Here is a 22,212-nt window from a genome sequence, read left to right on the forward strand (position 1 = left end):
CTATGCAGAAATGCAATGCTGCATTGCGAGACTTGCTCTGTTAAAAATCACGGATACCGCTATATTCAAATCATCGAAGCGACGCACTCCTCCTCCCAGCGTTGCTCGATGCGGATCGGTGGTACTCCTCCTCCCAATCGCCGATCAAGTTTGAAGCCTGCCGCACCTCCTCCCGCGGCAGGCTTTTTCCTTTTTGGGCGTGGTTTCCTTGAATATTTTTGGCTGACGACTTCCTGCGCGCCGGCTCAGTGCCGAGGGCGAGCCGTGATCGCCCTTGGATTTCCAGGGGATTTTGAATTTCTCCGTCAAGGCAACGCGTGTTGAAATCAGGCGTGCGTCGATCACATTTCCGTTATGTCTAGATAAATTTGCACAGTTTTGTCGTGGTGCGCCCGGCCGGGCCATTGCTTAGCCCCCGCCCTGTGTTTAAGCATGTGCAAAAGAACGCTTGGGAGGTTGCCGGCACGCCTGTGTCTGCGGCCCGAAAGCGGCGGGGAGAGAATGGCAGACTTTCTAGAGACGCTGAAGCGGTTTCAGCCGATCGCGGTTTCATCGATCGCTGAAGACGAGCTCAGGTTGCGGCTACGCGGCCTGCAGGCGCGAATGATCCAGCAAAATATCAAGGCGGTCTGGCTCGATGCATCATCGTCGCTGACATATTATACCGGCCTGTCGCTTGGTCTTTCCGAGCGCATTCATGGCGCCCTGGTGCCGTCGGAAGGCCCTCCGGTCTATGTCAGTCCGACCTTCGAGGAGCCGAAGCTTCAGACGCTCATCCGCATTCTGGGTGAGGTTGCCGTCTGGGAAGAGGATGAAAGCCCCTTCGACCTGATGGCAAGGCGCATTGAGGCGCTGGCCTGTCCCGGTCATCTTGTTGCCATCGATCCCGCCACCCCCTTTGTCTTCGCATCGGCCCTCATGCAACGTCTGGAAGGCCGCATCATTTCCGCCCAGCCGATGATCGTCGCCCAGCGGCAGGTCAAATCCGCAGCCGAGATCGCCATCATCCAGACGGCGATGGACGCGAGCTACCGCGTGCAGAAGGCCGTTTTCGAAGGGCTGCGTCCCGGCGTTTCCACCACGGAAGTCGCCGATTTCGTCAACGCGGCGCATATTGCCCTTGGCCTGAAGCCGCTATTCGTGGCCGTCCAGTTCGGCGAGGCGACGGCCTATCCGCATGGCGTGCCCCATGCGCAGACGCTCAGCGAAGGCGATATGGTGCTGGTCGATCTCGGCGGCATTCTTCACGGTTATCGTTCCGATATCACCCGCACCTATGTCTTCGGCAAACCGACGGAACGGCAGCGTTTCCTCTGGAACGCCGAGCGCGACGCGCAGGCGGCGGCATTTGCCGCAGCCCAAGTCGGCGCTGCCTGTTCGGATGTGGACAGGGCCGCGCGCGAGAGCCTGAAAGCGGCCGGTTTCGGCCCGGATTATCAGCTTCCCGGCCTGCCGCACCGCACCGGCCACGGGCTTGGGCTGGATATTCACGAAGAACCCTATATCGTTGCAGGAAACACCACGGCGCTTAAGCCGGGCATGTGTTTTTCCATCGAGCCGATGCTGTGCGTTTATGGCGAATGCGGCGTCCGTCTCGAAGACATAGCCTATATGACGGAGGCGGGACCGCGCTGGTTCTGCCCGCCGGAGAAGAACCTCGACCGGTTGTTTCAGCCGGTCGCCGGGTAATTGGTCGGGAGGCAAAGGACCGAACGGCGACATGGGGCTCCCGCGTCGCTGCTGACCAGAAGAGGTAGGCCCCCGGACGGGGCCGCAGGAACTCAGAAAAAGAGGGAAAGGACCACCAGATGAAAACGCTGACCCGCAGTTTGCTTATCGCCTCTGCGATTGCGATCACTTCCGCCATGCCCGCCATGGCGAAGACCTTCGTTTATTGCTCCGAGGCATCGCCGGAAGGCTTCGATCCGTCGCCCTACACCGCCGGCGGCACCTTCGACGCTTCCGCGCATCCGGTCTACAACCGCCTGACCGAGTTCAAGAAGGGCACGACCGAAGTTGAGCCCGGCCTTGCCGAAAAATGGGAAGTTTCGAGCGACGGTCTGGAATATACCTTCCACCTGCGCAAGGGCGTGAAGTGGCACTCCAACGACAAGTTCACGCCGAGCCGCGAATTCAACGCCGATGACGTGATCTTCAGCTACGACCGCCAGCGCGATGCGAAGAACCCGTGGAACCAGTATATCGCAGGCATCACCTACGAATATTTCAACTCCATGGAAATGCCGTCGCTGATCAAGGACATCGTCAAGGTCGACGATTACACCGTCAAGTTCGTGCTGACGCGTCCGGAAGCGCCGTTCCTCGCCAATATCGCCATGCCTTTCGCCTCCATCGTGTCGAAGGAATATGCCGATACGCTGGAAAAGGCCGGCACCAAGGAAGACTTCAACAACCTGCCGATCGGCACCGGCCCGTTCAAGTTCGTCGCCTATCAGAAGGACGCGGTCATCCGCTACCAGAAGAACGCCGACTACTGGGGTGAAGCACCGAAGATCGACGATCTGATCTTCGCGATCACGCCGGACGCCGCCGTTCGTCTGCAGAAGCTGAAGGCCGGCGAATGCCACCTGATGCCGTACCCGGCTCCGGCCGATCTTGCCGCCATCCGCGCCGATTCCAACCTCAAGCTCGACGAACAGCCGGGTCTGAACGTCGCCTATTTCGCCTATAACACCACCGTTGCGCCTTTCGACAAGCCGGAAGTGCGCAAGGCGCTGAACATGGCGATGAACAAGCAGGCGATCATCGACGCCGTGTTCCAGGGCGCCGGTCAGGTTGCCAAGAACCCGATCCCGCCGACCATGTGGTCCTATAACGACAGCATCAAGGACGATGCGTACGATCCGGAAGCGGCCAAAAAGGCTCTCGAAGCCGCTGGCGTCAAGGATCTGTCGATGAAGATCTGGGCAATGCCGGTTCAGCGTCCTTACATGCCGAACGCGCGCCGAACCGCCGAACTCATCCAGGCGGATTTCGCCAAGGTTGGCGTCAAGGCCGAGATCGTCTCCTATGAATGGGGTGAATATCTCAAGAAGTCGACGGAAGTGAACCGCGACGGCGCCGTCATCCTCGGCTGGACCGGTGACAACGGTGACCCTGATAACTTCATGGGCGTTCTGCTCTCCTGCGCTTCGGCAGGCGAAGGCGGCACGAACCGTGCGCAGTGGTGCAACAAGGAGTTCTCCGACCTGATTTCCAAGGCGAAGCAGGCGACTGACGTTGCCGAGCGCACCAAGCTTTACGAACAGGCGCAGGTGATCTTCAAGGAACAGGCTCCGTGGGCGACGCTTGCGCATTCCACGCAGTTCGTTCCCATGTCCGCCAAGGTCTCCGGCTTCACCATGAGCCCGCTTGGCGACTTCACCTTCGAAAACGTCGACATCGCGGAATAATCCCAAACAACGGACGCGCGGAAGGACCCTGTTCTTCCGCGCGTCTTTTCAGGAAAAAGCCATGATCCGGTTCATTCTCGGCAAACTTCTCTATCTCGTTCCGACATTTCTCGGGATCACTTTTGTCGCCTTCTCCTTCGTGCGCGTCCTGCCGGGAGATCCCGTGCTGCTGATGGCGGGCGAACGCGGCATTTCACCCGAACGGCATGCGCAGCTTGCCGAACAACTCGGTTTCAGCCAGCCCATCTGGCAACAATATCTTCATTTTCTCGGACGGTTGCTTCAGGGCGATCTCGGCAATTCGCTGGTTACCAAGAAGCCGGTTCTGACCGAGTTCCTGTCGCTCTTCCCCGCGACGGTCGAGCTTGGTCTCGTCGCCATCATCATCGCAACCTTGATCGGCGTGCCGGTCGGCGTCATCGCTGCCATCCGTCGCGGTTCCTGGTTCGACCAGATTTCCATGACGACCGCGCTTGTCGGCTTCTCCATGCCGATCTTCTGGTGGGGACTGCTGCTGATCATCATGTTCTCCGGCATTCTTCAATGGACGCCGGTGTCGGGCCGCATTTCGCTGATGTATTTCTTCCCCTCCGTCACCGGTTTCATGCTGATCGACAGTCTGATTTCGGGCCAGAAGGGCGCCTTCGTGTCGGCCTTTTCGCATCTTATCCTGCCCTCCGTCGTGCTCGCCACCATTCCGCTGGCGGTGATTGCGCGCCAGACGCGCTCGGCCATGCTGGAAGTCATGGGTGAGGACTATGTGCGCACCGCCCGCGCCAAGGGCATGTCTCCAGCCCGTGTCGTCGGCATTCATGCGCTGCGCAACGCCATGATCCCGGTCATCACCACCATCGGCCTGCAGATCGGCGTGCTGATGGCGGGCGCCATCCTGACCGAAACCATCTTTTCCTGGCCGGGCATCGGCAAGTGGATGATCGATTCCATCTCGCGCCGCGACTATCCTGTCGTGCAGAGCGGCTTGCTCCTGATTGCGGGTCTGGTGATGATCGTCAACCTGCTCGTCGATCTGACCTATGGCCTCATCAATCCGAGGATCCGTCACAAATGACCGATGTGACCACCACTCCCGGCGTCCGCCTTTCGGACGCCGCCATCCGCCGCCGGATGCTTGCCGATTTCTGGTTCTATTTCCGCCAGAACCGCGGCGCCGTCATCGGGCTTGCCGTCTTCATCCTGCTTGTGCTGGTGGCGATCTTCGCGCCTATCCTGGCCCCGCATGATCCGACACAACAATATCGCGATGCGCTGCTCGTGCCGCCGGTCTGGCAGGAAGGCGGTCGTGCCGCCTTCTTCTTCGGCACCGACGCGGTGGGCCGCGACATGCTGTCCCGCCTGATCTATGGTGCGCAATATTCGCTGTTCATCGGCATCGTCGTCGTCTCCATCGCCCTTGTCGGCGGCATCGTCATCGGTCTTGTCGCCGGGTTCTTCGGCGGCTGGGTGGACACCGTCATCATGCGCGTCATGGACGTCATTCTGGCGTTTCCGTCGCTGCTTCTGGCGCTGGTGCTGGTTGCGGTCCTCGGGCCGGGTCTCACCAATGCCATGATTGCGATCGCCATCGTCTACCAACCGCATTTTGCGCGTCTGACGCGTGCGGCCGTCATGACTGAGTTGAGACGAGAATATGTCACCGCCGCCCGCGTGGCCGGTGCCGGCAATTTCCGGCTGATGTTCAAGACCATCCTGCCGAACTGCCTTGCACCGCTGATCGTTCAGGCGACGCTCTCCTTCTCGTCTGCGGTTCTCGATGCCGCCGCTCTCGGCTTCCTCGGCATGGGCGCGCAGCCGCCCGCCTCCGAATGGGGAACGATGCTGGCGGAAGCGCGCGAGTTCATCCTGCGCGCCTGGTGGGTCGTGACCCTTCCGGGCCTGACGATCCTGATCTCGGTGCTCGCCATCAACCTCATGGGTGACGGCCTGCGCGATGCGCTCGATCCCAAACTGAAGCGGAGCTGAGCAATGAGCCTGCTGAAAATCAAAAACCTCACCGTCAAATTCGCCACCGCCACCGGCGCCTTTACGGCCGTCGACGGCATCGACGTCTCTGTCGACAAGCATGAAGTGCTGGCCATCGTCGGCGAGTCCGGTTCCGGCAAGTCGGTATCGATGCTCGCCGTCATGGGGCTTCTGCCCGATACGGCGACGATTACCGCCGATGAGATGACCTTCGACGGCAAGAACCTGTTGGCCATGTCGCCGCAGGAGCGCCGCAGGCTGATCGGCCGCGAGATCACCATGATCTTCCAGGAGCCCATCGCCTCGCTCAATCCGTCCTTCACGGTGGGTTTCCAGATCGAGGAGGTTCTGCGCCTCAATCTCGGCATGAGCGGCGCTGCCGCGCGCGCCCGCGCCCTTGAACTGTTCCGGGCTGTCGGCATTCCCGAGCCGGAAACCAAGCTCAAGGCCTATCCGCACCAGATGTCCGGCGGCCAGTGCCAGCGCGTGATGATCGCGATTGCAATCGCCTCCAAGCCGCGCCTGCTGATCGCCGACGAGCCGACCACCGCCCTTGATGTGACGATCCAGAAGCAGATCCTCGATCTGCTGATGAATCTGCAGGAAGAATACGGCATGGCGCTGATTCTCATCACCCATGACATGGGCGTCGTGGCGGAAACCGCCGACCGCGTCGTGGTACAATATAAGGGCCGCAAGATGGAGGAGGCGGATGTCTTGAGCCTGTTCGAAGCCCCGCAGCACCCCTATACCAAGGCACTGCTTTCGGCCCTGCCGGAAAATGCCACCGGCGACCGTTTGCCCACGGTTTCCGATTTCTTCGGCAAGGAGGGCGTTCAATGAGTATCGTTGTCGAAGGCAAGGGCATTACCCGCGACTATCACGTTCCCGGCGGCATGTTCGGCGGCGCCAAGACGGTGCAGGCCCTGAAGGGTATCGACTTTACCGTCGAGCGCGGCAAGACGCTCGCCATCGTCGGTGAATCCGGCTCCGGTAAATCGACGCTGGCGCGGATCATCGCGCTGATCGATCCGGCATCCGGCGGCGAACTCAAGATCGAAGGCAAGCCGGTCGATATCGCCAGGCGCCGTCCCGATACGGAGATGCGCTCCAAGGTGCAGATGGTGTTCCAGAACCCCTATGGCAGCCTCAATCCGCGCCAGAAGGTGGGCGACGTCCTGATGGAGCCGCTGGTCATCAATACCAAGATGCCGGCTTCCGAGCGACGCGAGCGGGCCGAAGCCATGCTGGTGAAGGTCGGTCTCGGTCCTGAACATTTCAACCGCTATCCACACATGTTCTCCGGCGGCCAGCGCCAGCGCATCGCCATTGCGCGCGCACTGATGCTGAACCCGGCGCTGCTGGTGCTGGATGAGCCGGTCTCCGCGCTCGATCTTTCGGTGCAGGCGCAGGTGCTGAACCTTCTCGCCGACCTTCAGGAAGAATTCGAGTTGACCTATGTTTTCGTCAGCCACGATCTTTCGGTGGTGCGTTACATCGCCGACGATGTGATGGTCATTTCGAAGGGTGTGGCGGTGGAGCAGGGCACGCGCGAGGAACTCTTCGCCGATCCGAAGCATCCCTATACCCGCCAGCTTTTCGCCGCGACGCCGATTACGGATGTCGATGCCATCCGCGCCCGCGTGGAACGCCGCAAGGCGGCACGGCTGGCAGCGACGGCCTGAAGGCTGACGACCGAGGTTAAGAACAGGCCGGATTTCCGGCCTGTTCTTTTTTCAGGACTTCAGGAAACGCTCGATTGCCGCAAGCGCGCCCTGTTCCCGAATGTCGCGATAGGCGGCTTTCAGCGCTAGGACGAAGGTTTCGTTCCTGGGCAGGTCGCTGCCAAATGTGCGCTCGAAAGTCAAAAATCGGTCGACGACTGCATCCGGCGTCATTGCCAGTTGATCCGGCGCATCCCACTCCTTGAAAGCGGGATCGAGAATGGTGATCGGCTGCCCCTTTTCATTCTTGTCCGCGCAGGACCTGATCCAGAGCGCGACGGCGAAAATGACCGCCCGGCTTTCAGCCTTCTCCGCAAGCAATTCGCGCAAGGGGCCAAGAATGCGCAGCGGCACTTTCTGCGACGCATCGGAGGCGATCTGCATGGTCTTGTGCTGCAATGAGGGGTTGGCGAAACGCTCCCGCAGGCCGTCTGCGAATTCCACCCCGTCGACGGCGGGGTCGAGCGTCCGTTCGATCTCGCGCCAATAGGCATCGATGAAATCGCGCACGGGCTTTTCACCCCATGCATCCGCCACCGTCGCAAGGCCGGCAATCTGGCCGATGGCGGCGATGGCGCTGTGGGAGCCGTTCAGCATTCTGAGCTTCATATGCTCGTATGGCTCGACATTGCCGACGAATTCCACGCCCGATTTCTCGAGCGCCGGCCTTCCATGCGGAAAACGGTCTTCAATGACGAAACGGAAATAGGGTTCGGCCACCACCGGCCAGGCGTCGCTGAGGCCGAGTGCGGTCGAAATCGCCTCGCGATCGGCATCCGTGGTGGCGGGAACGATCCGGTCCACCATCGAGCAGGGGCAGGCAATATTGGTTCTGATGAAAGATGCCAGTTCCGGATCGGTCAATTCCGCAAACTCCAGCAGAATCTTTTGCAGCACATGGCCGTTGGCGGGCAGGTTGTCGCAGGAAAGGAGCGTCAGGGGCCGGGAACCCTCTTTACGCCTGCGCCGTGTGGCCGCAAGGATGAAGCCGATGATGGAGCGCGGCCGCTCCGGGTTTTCGAGATCATGGACGATATCGGGATGATCGCGCAGCAGGCTGCGGGAGGCGAGATTGGTCAGGTAACCTTTTTCCGTCACGGTCAGGGTGACGATGAGGACGCGCGGATCGGCCATCCGCTCCAACAGCCGTTCAGGCTCTTCCGGCGCGACGATGGTTTCGAGAATAGAACCGATCACGCGCAGGCGCTCGCTCTCACCGTCACGCAGGCAAAAGGTGTAGAGATTATCCTGCGGCTCGATGGCGTCGCGCGTATCAGGGCTGCGCAGCGATGCCGCGACGATGCCCCATCGGGTTTCGCCGCGATTAAGGCAATCGTCGATGAAAACCGCCTGATGCGCCCGATGAAAGGCTCCGACGCCGAGGTGGACGATGCCGGGCGTGACGCTTTGACGGTCATAGGCGGGTGTCGTGACGGATTGCGCCAGGCGGGGCAGGGTTGCAGCGGAAAGCCGATCTGTCATCGATGCAAAATCCCCATGCGGAACGGGGCGGTTGTGGCTTGCGCCGCTCTCGTTGCGGCATCCGGCTTGTGGCGCATCATGTCGGTTCCTCCCCTTACATGCGGAATGATCAGGCGCCGGCCTCTTTGAGCAGCCGGACCTGGCGCAGCGTATTCTGGCGGCTGCGCTCGAGATGCCGCCACAGGGCATCGACGATCTGGGCCTTGCTGCCGGCGGCGATGGCATCGGCGATATTCTGGTGCTCCTCAACCGAGCGGGCGTAATCGCCGAGGATAGAGACGAAAACCGTGTGGGTCTGGTCGAGAATGCGCTCATGCGAGCCGGAAATGACCGGAATGCGCGCCGCCGACACAAGGGTCGCATGGAAGCTGCGGTCGTAAAAAAGCGCTTTCGACAATTCGTCGAGCGTCGAGCCTTTGGCGAATTCGCGATGTTTCGCAAGGCTTTCCAGAAGCTCCGCGTGCAGGGCTCCATCCAGTTGCCCGGCATCGAAGGCCACTTCCACCGCACCTTTTTCGAGCAGCATTCTGGCGGCGTAAAGTTCCTCCACATCCTCCACGGTGAAATCGCGAACCACCATGCCGCGCCGGGAGGAATTGACCACCAGCCCATCGGCCTCGAGTTTCAGGCACGCTTCCTTGACCGGCGTGGGGCTGATGCCGAGATCGGCGGCAAGCTCGTTCGGGAGCAGGCGTTCGCCGCCGCGCAATCTGCCACTGACAATGCGCGCGCGCAGTTCCTGATGCGCCTGTTCGGCGAGCGTGACTTTGACCAGCGAGTTCATGGCGGCATCATCGCCCAGCTTTGCGGGACTGGCAATGGTAGAATATTAAAAATAAAAAATTTTTTATTTTACAAAGGCCATTTTTGCTTTAGCTCTATCCGTCATTGGAAGCCGGCTGCTGGAGGAGGGCGGTCTGGCAATTTCCCGAAAGCCATCTTCGCGGCCCGTGGTCGCGGCGCGCGGCGTCTATTCCTCCCCGGAAGCGATCAAGCATCGAGGAATGACCGATCATGAGAATTACCGCTGTCGAACCTTTCATCCTGCACCTGCCGCTGACATCGGAGTCCATTTCCGATTCCACCCATAGCATCACCCATTGGGGCGTCGTCGGTGCAAAAATCACCACCAGCGATGGCCTTGAGGGCTATGGTTTTACCGGCACCCACGCGCATCTGCCGTCGGACAGGCTGATCACATCCTGCATCAGCGATTGTTACGCGCCCTTGCTGGTGGGGGAGGATGCGTCGGAGCATTCGAGGCTCTGGACGAAATTGGCCCGTTATCCGGCTCTACAATGGGTCGGCAGGGCGGGCATCACCCATCTGGCGCTGGCGGCAGTGGACGTTGCGCTCTGGGACCTGAAGGCGAAAAAGGCGGGCGTGCCGCTCTGGCACTATCTCGGCGGCGCGCGCACGGCGGCGGTGGAGGCTTATAATACCGATATCGGCTGGCTTTCCTTCGCGCTGGAAGATTTGCTGGCGGGCAGCGCAAGGGCGGTGGAGGAAGACGGTTTCACCCGCCTGAAGATCAAGGTCGGGCATGACGATCCGAATATCGACATTGCCCGCCTTGCGGCCGTGCGCAAGCGTGTCGGTTCGTCCATCCGCATCGCCATCGACGGCAACGGCAAGTGGGATCTGCCGACCTGCCAGCGTTTCTGCGCGGCGGCGAAGGATCTGGACATTTACTGGTTCGAGGAGCCGCTCTGGTATGACGATGTGACGAGCCATGCGCGGCTGGCGCGCAATACATCCATTCCGATTGCGCTCGGGGAGCAGCTCTACACGGTGGATGCGTTCCGCTCATTCATCGATGCGGGTGCGGTCGCCTATGTCCAGCCGGATGTGACCCGGCTCGGCGGCATCACCGAGTATATTCAGGTCGCCGATCTGGCGCTTGCCCATCGCCTGCCCGTTGTGCCGCATGCCGGCGAGATGAGCCAGGTGCATGTGCATCTGAGCTACTGGCACCCGGCCTCGACTGTTCTCGAATATATTCCGTGGATCAAGGATCATTTCGAAGAGCCGATCCATGTGCGGGATGGTGTCTACAAACGGCCGGAGCAGCCGGGGGCGAGCACCACGCCGCTGGCTGAAAGCTTCGCCCTCTACGGCAAGGCGGTGAAATAAAAAGGCGGCGCAGAGAATGCGCCGCCTTACTCATTTCGAGAAATAGCCGTTATCGCCAGCCGAGAGCCGGCGCTACCTGCTTCAGGATCGTCTCGATCACATGGGCGTTGTAATCGACGCCCAGCTGGTTCGGCACGGTCAGAAGCAACGTATCGGCTTCAGCGATGGCTTCGTCGGCCTTCAGCTGTTCGATCAGCTTTTCCGGCTCGGCGGCATAGCTGCGCCCGAAGATCGCGCGCGTCTTGTCGTCTATATAACCGATGTTGTCGTCGCCTTCGTTGCCGTAACCGAAATAGGCCCGGTCGCGGTCGTTGACGAGCGCGAAGATGCTGCGGCTGACCGATACACGCGGCTCGCGGTTATGGCCTGCTTCCTTCCAGGCTTTCCGGAAGGTGCGGATCTGCTGCGCCTGCTGGACATGGAAAGGTTCGCCCGTTTCATCCGTCTTCAGGGTGGAGCTTTGCAGGTTCATGCCAAGCTTTGCCGCCCAGACCGCCGTCGCATTGGAGCTTGAGCCCCACCAGATGCGCTCGCGCAGCCCTTCGGAATGCGGCTCTAGCCGCAGAAGGCCGGGCGGGTTGGGGAACATCGGGCGCGGGTTCGGCTCAGCGAAACCTTCGCCCTTCAGAAGCTCGAGGAAGACTTCGGTGTGCTGGCGCGCCATGTCTTCTTCGCTTTGGCCCTCGGCCGGGCGGAAACCGAAATAACGCCAACCATCAATCACCTGCTCGGGCGAGCCGCGGCTGATGCCGAGCTGCAGGCGCCCGCCGGCGATGAGATCGGCCGAACCGGCGTCCTCCGCCATGTAGAATGGGTTTTCATAGCGCATGTCGATGACGCCGGTGCCGATCTCGATCTTCTTCGTGCGCGCGCCGACGGCGGCCAGCAGCGGAAAGGGTGAGGCAAGCTGGCGGGCGAAATGGTGCACGCGGAAATAGGCGCCGTCAGCGCCCAGTTCTTCCGCAGCCACGGCAAGGTCTATCGATTGCAGCAGCGTGTCCGCAGCCGAGCGGGTTTGCGACTGGGGCGAGGGCGTCCAGTGGCCGAAGGACAGGAATCCGATCTTTTTCATGATGACCTTCCAGATGTCGGAGGATGCCGGCTTTGCCAGCCAGCTTCGTTGTTGTCAGTCATATAAGCAGTTGGGCGCGTTCTCCAATTCGCCACCGGTAGACACGGTGTCGCCGAAATGTGAACGATGCCGCTCAAGCGGTCGTCTTTCGATCGAGCACGAAGAGATTTTGGTGGGCGCGGGCCGTGGTGAGAATGAAATCCATAAGCGAGCGCACCCGCGGCACGTTGGCAAGGTCCTGGTGGCTCGTCAGCCAATAGCCTCGACGCAGCTCCACTTCACCGGAAAGCACCATTTGCAGATCCGGAAAGCGGGCGGCGATGAAATTCGGCAAAATGCAAAGCCCTCTGCCGCTTAGCGTTGCGGTCAGCTGCGCAAAAATGCTCGAGGACTGGAAACTCGGCCGCAGACCGGGCAGCACGTCACGCATATAATCGAGGCCCGGTGAGAAGATCAGGTCCTGCACGTAGCCGATGAAGAAGTGGTCGAGCAGGTCCTCGCGCTTTACGATTTTCGGCCGCCCGGCGAGATAGGAACGCGAGGCATAGATATGCAGCGTGTAATCGATGATCTGTTCATTGATGTAAGGACCGGCCTTTGGCGGATCGAGCGTTACCGCCACATCCGCCTCTTTTTTGGACAGCGCCATGATTTGCTGGATCGTCACCATCTCCACCATGATGTGGGGATGGGTGACGGCGAAGTCTTTCAGCCTCTCCACGAAGAAAAAATTGGAAAAACCTTCAGGCGCGCTAAGGCGCACCACGCCGCGCAGCAAGCTGCCGCTTTCGGAAATGTCCGATTGCAGCCTTTCCGCTTCAGCCTCTATGCGCTCGACGGTATCGACCAGCCGCCGCCCGACGGTCGTAAGTTCATAACCGCGCGGATTGCGCTCGAACAGCTTGGTTTTCAGGGAAAATTCCAGCCGGTCGATATGGCGGGAGACGGTGGCGTGGCTGGTGCGCAGGCTTCGGGCGGCCGATGAGAGCTGTCCGGTGCGGGCCACGGCCAGAAAATATTGTAGGTCGTCCCAGGTGAAAGGGGTGGCCATATTTGTCTCCCATCAAAAGTTCTGTTCAAAAATGAACAGTTCCTGTTCGCAATTTGATGATGCCCCGCTCTTGTGTCAACGGCCGAATTCGAGAAGTCTAGGCTCAGGATGCATCGCTTTGAGGAGGGCGGTGTGACCGTTCAGGTGCAATGGTTTCGTTCACCGTTGCACAGACAATCTGAGGCTCGCAATCATCTCTGGGAGGAGAAGTCATGCGCAAGAGTATCGTTTTATCCACGGCCATGGTGCTGGCCGCTGGCACCGCCGCTTATGCCGCCGAGATTTCGGACGGCAAGGTCAAGATCGGCATTTTGAACGACCAGTCGGGCGTCTACGCCAATTTCGGCGGCAAATACTCTTATGAAGCCGCGAAGATGGCGGTTGAGGATTTTGGCGGCAAGGTGCTCGATGCGCCGGTGGAAGTGGTGACCGCCGATCATCAGAACAAGGCGGATGTCGCCTCCAATATCGCCCGCCAATGGTATGATACCGAACAGGTCGATTCGATCATGGAACTGACCTCGTCGTCGGTGGGTCTGGCTGTGCAGGCGCTGTCGAAGGACAAGAAGAAGATCACCATCAATACGGGTGCGGCCACCACCGAGCTGACCGGCAAGCAGTGCAGCCCCTATGGTTTCCACTGGGCCTATGACACCTATTCGCTGGCGGTCGGCACCGGCGGTGCGCTCGTCAAGCAGGGCGGCGACAGCTGGTTCTTCCTGACCGCCGATTATGCCTTCGGTTATTCGCTGGAAGAAAACACCGGCAATTTCGTCAAGGCGAATGGCGGTAAGGTGCTGGGTTCCGTGCGACATCCGCTCGCCACGACGGATTACTCTTCCTTCCTTTTGCAGGCGCAGTCCTCGGGCGCGAAGGTCATTGGTCTTGCCAATGCCGGTCTCGATACCTCCAACGCCATCAAGCAGGCGGCCGAGTTCGGCATCGTCGCCGGTGGCCAGCGGCTCGCGGCGCTTCTCTTCACACTCGCCGAAGTTCACGGCCTCGGTCTCGAAGCGGCTCAAGGGTTGACGCTGACGGAAGGTTTTTACTGGGATCGCGACGATGAATCGCGCAAATTCGGCGAACGCTTCAAGGAGCGCACCGGCGCCATGCCGAACATGGTCCATGCGGGCACCTATTCCGCCGTGCTGCACTACCTGAAGGCCATCGAAAAGGCCGGCACCGACGATGCCGATGCCGTTGCAAAGGCCATGAAGGAAATGCCGGTCAATGACGTCTTCGCCAAGGATGGCCAGGTCGCCGCCAACGGCCGCATGATTCACGACATGTATCTCATGGAAGTGAAGAAGCCGGACGAAAGCAAGCAGCCCTTTGATTATTACAAGGTGCTGGCCACCATTCCCGGTAAGGAAGCCTTCATGGACCCCGCAAAAAGCGGTTGCCCGCTGGTAACGCAGTAAAGAAGAATAAAAAGGGGAAAGCTTGATGATGATCGCTCCCGCCCCCGCCGGGCAGGCCGAACCTCGCGTCGTTCTTTCGGCGCGTGGTCTCTCCAAGACCTTCGGCGCATTCGCGGCCGTGAAAAACGTCGATCTCGACGTCCACCATGCCCGCGTGCATGCGCTTATCGGTCCGAACGGCGCCGGCAAAACAACGGTCTTTAATCTATTGACCAAGTTTCTCCAGCCGACGGGCGGGGCGATCACCTTCATGGGAACGGATATAACAAGGACGCCGCCGGACAAGGTGGCGCGTCTCGGCCTCGTCAGGTCTTTCCAGATATCGGCGGTGTTTCCGCATCTGACGGTTCTGGAAAATGTGCGGGTGGCGTTGCAGCGGCCGAATGGCCTTGCAACGCAGTTCTGGCTGCCGCTCTCCTCACTCGACAGGCTGAACGCCCGCGCCGAGGAGCTGATCGCCACGGTCGGCCTCACACGGGAAAAACATGCGCTTGCGGCCGATCTTTCTTACGGCCGCAAGCGGGTTCTCGAAATCGCCACCACGCTGGCGCTCGATCCGAACGTTCTGCTGCTCGATGAGCCGATGGCCGGCATGGGCGGGGAAGATGTCTCCCATGTGGCCGAACTCATCCGGGAGGTGGCCAAGACTCGCGCGGTGCTGATGGTGGAACATAATCTGAAAGTCGTGGCGGATATCTGCCATCAGGTCACGGTGTTGCAGCGCGGCGAAATTCTGGCGGAGGGTGATTATGCCACCGTTTCAGCCGATCCGCGGGTGCGCACGGCCTATATGGGCACGGAGGAGGCCTGATATGGCGGCAATGCTCGAAGTCTCCAACCTCAAATCCTGGTATGGCGAAAGCCAGGCGCTACACGGTGTCGATATGACGGTCGGCGAGGGCGAAACCATCACCATTCTCGGCCGCAACGGTGTGGGCAAGACCACGACGCTGCGCACCATCATGGGTATCATCCGCAACCGCAAGGGTTCCATCAAGCTGGGCGGCAAGGATATGATGCCGGTGCCGCTGCATCGCACGGCAAAATACGGCCTCGGTTTCGTGCCGGAGGAACGCGGCATCTTCGCGACGCTGAGTGTCGAGGAAAATCTGATGCTGCCGCCCGTCGTCGCCTCCGGTGGCATGACGCTCGATGAAATCTACGAGCTGTTTCCCAATCTATACGAACGTCGCACCAGCCCCGGCACCAAGCTTTCTGGCGGCGAACAGCAGATGTTGGCCATGGCGCGCATCCTGCGCACCGGCGTCAAGGTGCTGCTGCTCGACGAACCGACAGAGGGACTTGCGCCCGTTATCGTGCAGCGCATTGGCGAGGTGCTGCAAAAGCTGAAGAGCCGCGGCATGACCGTCGTTCTGGTCGAACAGAATTTCCGTTTCGCCAGCCGTATCGCCGACCGTTTCTACCTGATGGATCACGGCCAGATGGTCAGCAACTTTCCGGTGGCTGAGCTTTCCGGCCGTATGGGCGAACTCAACAAAGTGCTGGGGGTTTAACGATGACGATGCTCTTCGGTATTCCAATTCAGGCGCTGCTCGGGCAATTGCTGGTGGGCCTTATCAACGGCTCGTTTTATGCGCTGCTGTCTTTGGGCCTTGCCGTCATTTTCGGCCTGCTGCGCGTCATCAATTTTGCGCATGGGGCGCAATATATGCTCGGCGCTTTTGTCGCCTTTCTCGGCCTGCAATATTTCGGCATCAATTTCTGGGCGGCGCTGGTGGTGACACCGCTCGTTGTTGCGCTTTTCGGCGCGATCGTCGAACGCTTCCTGCTGTCGCGGCTTTATGATCTCGATCCGCTTTACGGGCTGCTCTTCACCTTCGGCTTGGCGCTTGTGGTGGAAGGCACGTTCCGCTGGCTTTACGGTGCGGCCGGCCAGCCTTATTCGGTGCCGCGTGAGCTTGCCGGCGGCACCAATCTCGGCTTCATGTTCCTGCCGAACTACCGCGCCTTTGTCGTCGTGATTTCGCTCATCGTCTGCATCGCCACCTGGGCCTTGATCGAAAAGACGCGTCTCGGCTCTTATCTGCGTGCTGCGACGGAAAACCCGACACTGGTGCAGGCCTTCGGCATCAACGTGCCGGTGCTGCTGACGCTGACCTACGCCCTGGGCGCTGGCCTTGCCGGTTTCACCGGAGTTCTCGCAGCGCCCATCTATCAGGTCTCGCCGCTGATGGGCACCAACCTTATCATCGTCGTCTTCGCCGTGGTCGTCGTCGGCGGCATGGGGTCGATCATGGGCGCCATCGTCACCGGCTACATGCTGGGCGTCGCCGAAGGCCTGACCAAGGTGTTTTATCCGGAAGCCTCCAACATCGTCATCTTCGTCATCATGGCCTTTGTGCTGCTCATCCGCCCCGCCGGACTTTTCGGAAAGGACGCCTGATATGTCCAAAGCCACCCACAACCCCACCGCCGGTGCGATGCCGCAAACCGAAGTCTCTGCGACCGCCGGCGCCATCAAGACCGTGCTTATTCTGGCTGGCCTTGCTGTCCTCGTCGCCGCGCCGATGTTCGTTTATCCGATCTTTCTGATGAAGCTGCTGTGCTTTGCGCTTTTTGCCTGCGCCTTCAATCTGCTGATCGGTTACACGGGACTGCTGTCCTTCGGCCATGCGGCATTCTTTGGCGGTGCGGCCTATTTCACGGCCTATTCGGTGAAGGAATGGGGCGTGACGCCGGAAATCGGCCTTGTCATCGGCATGGCAGGGGCGGCCCTTCTCGGCTTGGTCATCGGCTTTTTCGCCATCCGCCGCCAGGGCATCTATTTCGCCATGATCACGCTGGCACTGTCGCAGATGTTTTATTTCTTCTGCCTTCAGGCGCCGTTTACCCATGGCGAGGATGGGTTGCAGGGCGTGCCGCGAGGCCATCTCTTCGGCCTTCTCGACCTTAATGCGCCGCTCAATATCTATTACACGGTGCTTGCAGCCTTTGTGCTGGCACTGCTGGTCATCTGGCGTTTCGTCAATTCGCCCTTCGGCATGATCCTGAAATCGATCCGCGAAAACGAGCAGCGCGCCATTTCGCTGGGCTACAGCGTGCAGCGCTACAAGCTCGGTGCTTTCGTCATGTCGGCGACGCTGGCCGGTCTTGCGGGAGGCCTCAAAGCGCTGGTGTTCCAGTTCGCAACGCTCACCGACGTCACCTGGCAGATGTCCGGCGAAGTGATCCTGATGACGTTGCTCGGCGGTATCGGCACCATGATCGGCCCGATTTTTGGCGCAGGCCTTGTCGTTACCTTGCAGAACTATCTCGCGACATCGGATTTCCCGGTCACCATCATTACCGGCCTTGTCTTCATGGCCTGCGTCCTGGTGTTCCGGCGTGGTCTTATCGGCGAATTTTACGCGTCGCGGCTCGGGAGAAAACTCGGCTTTCAGCACCGCAGCTAGACATTTTTAAAACACTTGGAAGGCGGCCTCCGCGTCCGGAACGGTGCGGCAAGGGTGACGCGTGGAGAAGAGCATGGGCGAATATGACTATATCGTCATCGGAGCGGGGAGTGCCGGATGCGTTCTCGCCAACCGCCTTTCGAAAGATCCGAACAACCGCGTTTTGCTTCTGGAAGCGGGCGGCAACGATAATTACCACTGGATCCACATTCCGGTCGGTTATCTCTATTGCATCAACAATCCGCGCACCGACTGGTGTTTCAAAACGGTGGAAGAGCCGGGGCTTAACGGCCGCTCGCTGATCTATCCGCGCGGCAAGGTGCTCGGCGGCTGCTCCTCCATCAATGGCATGATCTATATGCGCGGCCAGGCGCGCGACTACGATATGTGGCGGCAGCTCGGCTGCGAGGGCTGGGGGTGGAACGATATCCTTCCCTATTTCCTGAAGTCGGAAGACTTCTATCGCGGCAAGAGCGATCTGCATGCCGCCGGCGGCGAATGGCGCGTGGAAAAGGCGCGGGTGCGCTGGGATGTGCTGGACGCCTTCCAGAAGGCAGCGGGCGAAGCGGGCATTCCAGCGACCGATGATTTCAACCGGGGCGACAATGAAGGCGCCGGTTATTTCGATGTCAACCAGCGGGCCGGCTGGCGCTGGAACACGGCGAAAGGCTTTCTGAAGCCGGTGCTTGGCCGCAAGAACCTGACGGTGCTGACCAAGGCGCATGTTAAGCGTCTTATCATCGAAGAGGGCCGGGTGACCGGCGTCGAGTTTCACCATGACGGCGTCTTGAAAACGATGCGGGCGCGGCGCGAGACGGTGCTGTCCGCCGGCGCGATCGGTTCGCCGCATGTTCTGGAGCTTTCCGGCGTCGGCCGTGGCGATGTGCTGCAGGCGGCCGGTATCGACACCGTGGCCGAGGTTCAGGGTGTGGGCGAGAACCTGCAGGACCATCTGCAATTGCGCATGGTCTACAAGGTCTCCGGCGTCCTGACGCTGAATGAAAGGGCCTCCACCCTGTTCGGCAAGGCGAGGATCGGGCTGGAATATGCGCTGACGCGCTCCGGGCCGATGTCGATGGCACCCAGCCAGCTCGGCGTCTTCACCCGCTCCTCGCCGGAAAAGGAAACCGCCGATTTGGAATATCATGTCCAGCCGGTTTCACTCGACAAGTTCGGCGATCCGGTTCACAATTTTCCGGCCATTACCGCAAGTGTCTGCAATCTGCGGCCGGAAAGCCGGGGTTCAGTGCATGTGAAAGGACCGGATTTCGCCATGCAGCCGGAAATCCGCCCGAACTATCTTTCCACCGAAGGCGACCGCCAGGTGGCCATCGACGCCATGCGGCTGACGCGCCGCATCGTGGCCCAGCCGTCCTTCGCGCGCTTCAAGCCGGAGGAATACAAGCCGGGTCCCTCCTTTGAAAACGACAATGATCTTGCCAAAGCGGCGGGCGATATCGGCACCACCATCTTCCACCCTGTCGGCACGCTGCGCATGGGGTCGGATATGGAAAGCGTTGTCGATGCGCGGCTGAAATTCCGCCGGCTCGCCGGGCTGCGCGTCGCCGACGCATCGGTGATGCCGCGCATTACATCCGGAAACACCAATTCGCCGACGATCATGATTGCCGAAAAGGCTGCCGACATGATCCTTGCGGATAATCGCTGAAAGGAGCGCACCTATGAAGACCGTCGCTTTTCTCGGGCTGGGACATATGGGCCTGCCGATGGCCGCCAATCTCGTCAAGGCAGGTTATGCCGTCAGGGGATATGATCTTGCCGACGCCTGCCGTGCGGCGGCGAAAGAGGCGGGCGTTCCCGTCGCGGCGAATTCGGCCGAGGCCATCGAAGCCGTTGAAGTAATCATCACCATGCTGCCGAAGGGCGAACACGTCGTGTCGGTCTATGGCGATCTGGTTCGGAAAATCCCTGCTGGAACGCTTCTCATCGATTGCTCGACGGTGGATATGGAAAGCGCCCTGAAGGCGCATGAACTCGCCGCTTCCGCCGCTTGCTCCTCGGTTGACGCGCCCGTATCGGGCGGAACAGGCGGAGCTGCCGCCGGCACGCTCACCTTCATGTGCGGCGGTGAGGCTGCGGCCTTCTCTGCGGCAAAGCCGGTGCTTGAGGCAATGGGCAAGAAGATCGTGCATTGCGGCAAGGGCGGTAACGGCCAGGCGGCGAAGATTTGCAACAACATGATCCTCGGCATCTCCATGATCGCAGTCTCGGAAGCCTTCGTGCTGGGCGAAAAACTCGGGCTTTCCCATCAGGCGCTGTTCGATGTCGCCGCCACTTCTTCCGGGCAATGCTGGTCGCTCACCACCTATTGCCCGGTGCCCGGGCCGGTGCCGACATCGCCCGCCAACAAGGATTACCAGCCCGGTTTTGCGGCGGCCCTGATGTTGAAGGATCTGAAGCTTTCGCAGGAGGCGGCGAATGGAGCCGGGGCTTCCACCCCGCTCGGCGCGGCGGCGGCGGCGCTCTATGAAAACTTCGTCGATGCGGGAAGCGGCGGGCGCGATTTTTCCGCCATCGTTGAGATGCTGCGTGGGGTCGATGCATGATGGACGCCACGCCTTCCGATATTCTGTGGGTGCCGCCGCGTGAAAGGCTGGAGCATTCGTCGCTTTTTTCCTTCGCGACGAAAACGGCAAAGCTGCACGGGCAGGCCGCCGATGATTATGCCGGCCTGCTGCGCTGGTCCATCGACGCGCCGGATGAATTTTACGATGCTCTGTGGGACGAACTCGGCATTATCGGCACGCGAGGCGGCGTGGCGTTCAAACCGGGCGCGACGATCCGGGAGGCCGAGTTCTATCCGGGCACGAGGCTCAATTATGCCGAAAACCTGCTGCGCGATGCGGATGAGCGGCTGGCCATCATCGCCTATCGCGACGATGGAACAAGGCGCGAGATTACTCGCAAAGAGCTTTACGCCGAAGTGTCCCGCATGGTGCAGGCGCTTGCCCAAGCCGGTGTGAGGGAAGGCGACCGTGTCGGCGCCATCGTCACCCACGATATCGAGACGATCGTCAGCTATCTGGCTGTCAGCGCCATCGGGGCGATCTGGTCGTCCTGCTCCCCCGATTTCGGCCCCGCCGGGGCCTCGGACCGCCTTTCCCAGATCGACCCGAAAGTCCTCATCGCCGTGCCGGAATATGGTTATGCTGGTAAACGCATCGATGTAGCCCCGACCATCCGTGCGGTGGCGGAAAGTGCACGTCCCGAAAAGATCGTGCTGATCGGCGATGCCGTTCCCAAAAGCCTTGCCGATCTCGGCTGCGTGACGCTTACGGATTTCGTCGCGCCTTATGCGGGGGGTGAGATTGCCTTCAACCGTCTGCCCGTCAAGGCGCCGCTGGCGATCCTTTATTCTTCGGGCACGACCGGCAAACCGAAATGCATCACCCATTCCGGCGGCGGTTTGCTTCTTCAGCACATGAAGGAGCAGAAGCTGCAATGCGACATTCAGGAAGGCGAGCGTTTCTTCTATTTCACCACCTGCGGCTGGATGATGTGGAATTGGCAGGTATCCGGTTTGGCGCTCGGCGCAACGCTTGTCACCTATGACGGCAATCCCGGTTATCCAACCTCCGCGCGGCTGATCGATCTCATCGACGCCGAACGGATCGCCACTTTCGGCACATCGGCGAAGTTCATCGACGCCTGCCTGAAGGCTGGGCTGAAGCCGCGTGAAAGCCATGACCTTTCATCGCTCAGGACGATCCTTTCGACAGGCTCGCCGCTCATCCCGCAATCCTTCGATTATATCTATTGCGACTGGAAGGCCGACGTGCACCTCGCCTCCATTTCCGGCGGCACGGATATCTGCGCCTGTTTCCTCGGCGGCAACCCTTTGCAGCCGGTGCATCGCGGCGAATTGCAGGGCGCGATGCTCGGCATGGATATCGATACGCTTGACGACGAGGGCCGTTCCGTTCGCGGCGTCGCCGGTGAACTTGTCTGCCGCAACGCTCATCTGTCCATGCCGGTGAAATTTTGGGGCGATGTGGACGGTTCACGGTATCAGGCCGCCTATTTCGACCGGTTTCCGGGCATCTGGGCGCATGGCGATTTTGCCGAGCTGCGCCCCTCCGGCGGATACGTCATTCATGGGCGTTCGGACACGACCCTCAATCCCGGCGGGGTCCGCATCGGGACGGCGGAAATCTACCGGCAGGTGGAAACCGTCCCCGAAGTGGAGGAGGCCATTGCCGTCGGGCAGGATATAGAGGGTGACCAGCGGGTTATTCTCTTCCTGCGCATGAAGGGCGGCACTGCCCTGACGGAGGAGTTGGAAAAGACCATCCGCAGCCGCATCCGTTCAGGCGCGACGCCGCGGCATGTGCCGGCAAGGATCATTGCCGTTGCCGCCATTCCCCGCACCCGTTCCGGCAAGATTTCCGAAATCGCGGTACGCGACGCCATCCATGGCCGGCCGGTGAAGAATGTCGATGCGCTCGCCAATCCCGAAGCGCTTGAACTTTTCCGCAACCTGCCGCAGCTGAAGGACTAGGCCT

The 22,212-nt window shown here is 60.5% G+C and carries 19 protein-coding genes; 15 read left to right on the forward strand and 4 right to left on the reverse strand.

The features are described from left to right. Window positions 1–501: 501 nt before the first annotated feature. The 6 genes from PL599_RS14740 to PL599_RS14765 all read left to right on the forward strand — a co-directional run bounded on the left by PL599_RS14740 (window position 502) and on the right by PL599_RS14765 (window position 7,078). Entirely contained in the window at window positions 502–1,689 is a 1,188-nt protein-coding gene (locus tag PL599_RS14740; protein ID WP_269824573.1) for a M24 family metallopeptidase, read from the forward strand. Between the two features lie 119 nt (window positions 1,690–1,808). Further along, window positions 1,809–3,413 carry an ABC transporter substrate-binding protein gene (locus PL599_RS14745; RefSeq protein ID WP_077984820.1) on the forward strand — a complete coding sequence of 535 codons (1,605 nt, stop codon included), beginning with the start codon at window positions 1,809–1,811 and terminating at the stop codon, window positions 3,411–3,413. A gap of 61 nt (window positions 3,414–3,474) precedes the next feature. After that, window positions 3,475–4,482, forward strand: coding sequence for an ABC transporter permease subunit (locus tag PL599_RS14750; RefSeq protein ID WP_077984821.1), 1,008 nt, complete (start codon window positions 3,475–3,477; stop codon window positions 4,480–4,482). Beyond that, the gene (locus PL599_RS14755) at window positions 4,479–5,393 is read left to right on the forward strand and encodes an ABC transporter permease subunit (protein ID WP_080794364.1); all 915 of its coding nucleotides are present in this window, start codon (window positions 4,479–4,481) and stop codon (window positions 5,391–5,393) included. Before PL599_RS14750 ends, PL599_RS14755 begins: the two co-directional genes overlap by 4 nt. 3 nt (window positions 5,394–5,396) lie before the next feature. Then, window positions 5,397–6,236 (forward strand): ABC transporter ATP-binding protein, encoded by an 840-nt coding sequence (locus tag PL599_RS14760; RefSeq protein ID WP_077984823.1) that lies wholly within the window; start codon window positions 5,397–5,399, stop codon window positions 6,234–6,236. Beyond that, window positions 6,233–7,078 (forward strand): ATP-binding cassette domain-containing protein, encoded by an 846-nt coding sequence (locus tag PL599_RS14765; protein ID WP_142913437.1) that lies wholly within the window; start codon window positions 6,233–6,235, stop codon window positions 7,076–7,078. The genes PL599_RS14760 and PL599_RS14765 overlap by 4 nt, the downstream gene beginning before the upstream one ends. Before the next feature lie 51 nt (window positions 7,079–7,129). Here PL599_RS14765 and PL599_RS14770 read toward each other — a convergent pair whose 3' ends face one another. Beyond that, on the reverse strand, window positions 7,130–8,599 hold the full coding sequence (locus tag PL599_RS14770; RefSeq protein ID WP_271359219.1) for a mannitol dehydrogenase family protein: 1,470 nt from the start codon (window positions 8,597–8,599) through the stop codon (window positions 7,130–7,132). 109 nt (window positions 8,600–8,708) lie between these two features. Next, window positions 8,709–9,383: a GntR family transcriptional regulator gene (locus tag PL599_RS14775; protein WP_269824571.1), complete on the reverse strand. Its 675-nt coding sequence runs from the start codon at window positions 9,381–9,383 to the stop codon at window positions 8,709–8,711. Between the two features lie 230 nt (window positions 9,384–9,613). Here PL599_RS14775 and PL599_RS14780 point away from each other — a divergent pair, with 230 nt between their 5' ends. Then, window positions 9,614–10,732: a mandelate racemase/muconate lactonizing enzyme family protein gene (locus PL599_RS14780; protein ID WP_269824570.1), complete on the forward strand. Its 1,119-nt coding sequence runs from the start codon at window positions 9,614–9,616 to the stop codon at window positions 10,730–10,732. Window positions 10,733–10,781: 49 nt separating this feature from the next. On the opposite strand, the gene PL599_RS14785 is transcribed toward PL599_RS14780, so the two are convergent. Then, window positions 10,782–11,804 carry an LLM class flavin-dependent oxidoreductase gene (locus tag PL599_RS14785; RefSeq protein ID WP_269824569.1) on the reverse strand — a complete coding sequence of 341 codons (1,023 nt, stop codon included), beginning with the start codon at window positions 11,802–11,804 and terminating at the stop codon, window positions 10,782–10,784. A gap of 133 nt (window positions 11,805–11,937) precedes the next feature. Next, on the reverse strand, window positions 11,938–12,855 hold the full coding sequence (locus PL599_RS14790; protein WP_077984978.1) for a LysR family transcriptional regulator: 918 nt from the start codon (window positions 12,853–12,855) through the stop codon (window positions 11,938–11,940). A gap of 212 nt (window positions 12,856–13,067) precedes the next feature. Between PL599_RS14790 and PL599_RS14795 the strand changes: the two genes are divergently transcribed. The 8 genes from PL599_RS14795 (at window position 13,068) to PL599_RS14830 (ending at window position 22,208) form a co-directional block, all read left to right on the forward strand. Further along, on the forward strand, window positions 13,068–14,276 hold the full coding sequence (locus tag PL599_RS14795; RefSeq protein ID WP_077984977.1) for an ABC transporter substrate-binding protein: 1,209 nt from the start codon (window positions 13,068–13,070) through the stop codon (window positions 14,274–14,276). Window positions 14,277–14,301: 25 nt separating this feature from the next. Further along, entirely contained in the window at window positions 14,302–15,087 is a 786-nt protein-coding gene (locus PL599_RS14800) for an ABC transporter ATP-binding protein (protein ID WP_269824568.1), read from the forward strand. Window position 15,088: 1 nt separating this feature from the next. Further along, window positions 15,089–15,790: an ABC transporter ATP-binding protein gene (locus PL599_RS14805; RefSeq protein WP_269824567.1), complete on the forward strand. Its 702-nt coding sequence runs from the start codon at window positions 15,089–15,091 to the stop codon at window positions 15,788–15,790. A 2-nt stretch (window positions 15,791–15,792) separates the two neighbouring features. Then, entirely contained in the window at window positions 15,793–16,680 is an 888-nt protein-coding gene (locus PL599_RS14810) for a branched-chain amino acid ABC transporter permease (RefSeq protein WP_077984974.1), read from the forward strand. Between the two features lies 1 nt (window position 16,681). Then, window positions 16,682–17,689, forward strand: coding sequence for a branched-chain amino acid ABC transporter permease (locus PL599_RS14815; protein WP_142913443.1), 1,008 nt, complete (start codon window positions 16,682–16,684; stop codon window positions 17,687–17,689). A 73-nt stretch (window positions 17,690–17,762) separates the two neighbouring features. After that, a complete protein-coding gene (locus PL599_RS14820) occupies window positions 17,763–19,358 on the forward strand; it encodes a GMC family oxidoreductase (protein ID WP_269824565.1) in 1,596 nt (531 codons plus the stop codon). 13 nt (window positions 19,359–19,371) lie between these two features. Continuing rightward, window positions 19,372–20,256: a 3-hydroxyisobutyrate dehydrogenase gene (gene mmsB, locus PL599_RS14825; RefSeq protein ID WP_269824564.1), complete on the forward strand. Its 885-nt coding sequence runs from the start codon at window positions 19,372–19,374 to the stop codon at window positions 20,254–20,256. Further along, window positions 20,253–22,208, forward strand: a complete 1,956-nt coding sequence (locus PL599_RS14830; RefSeq protein WP_269824563.1) for an acetoacetate--CoA ligase — start codon at window positions 20,253–20,255, stop codon at window positions 22,206–22,208. The genes mmsB and PL599_RS14830 overlap by 4 nt, the downstream gene beginning before the upstream one ends. Window positions 22,209–22,212: the final 4 nt, after the last annotated feature.

Origin of the sequence: Agrobacterium sp. ST15.16.055 (assembly GCF_027956555.1) — a bacterium.
Taxonomy (GTDB): Bacteria; Pseudomonadota; Alphaproteobacteria; order Rhizobiales; family Rhizobiaceae; genus Agrobacterium; species Agrobacterium salinitolerans.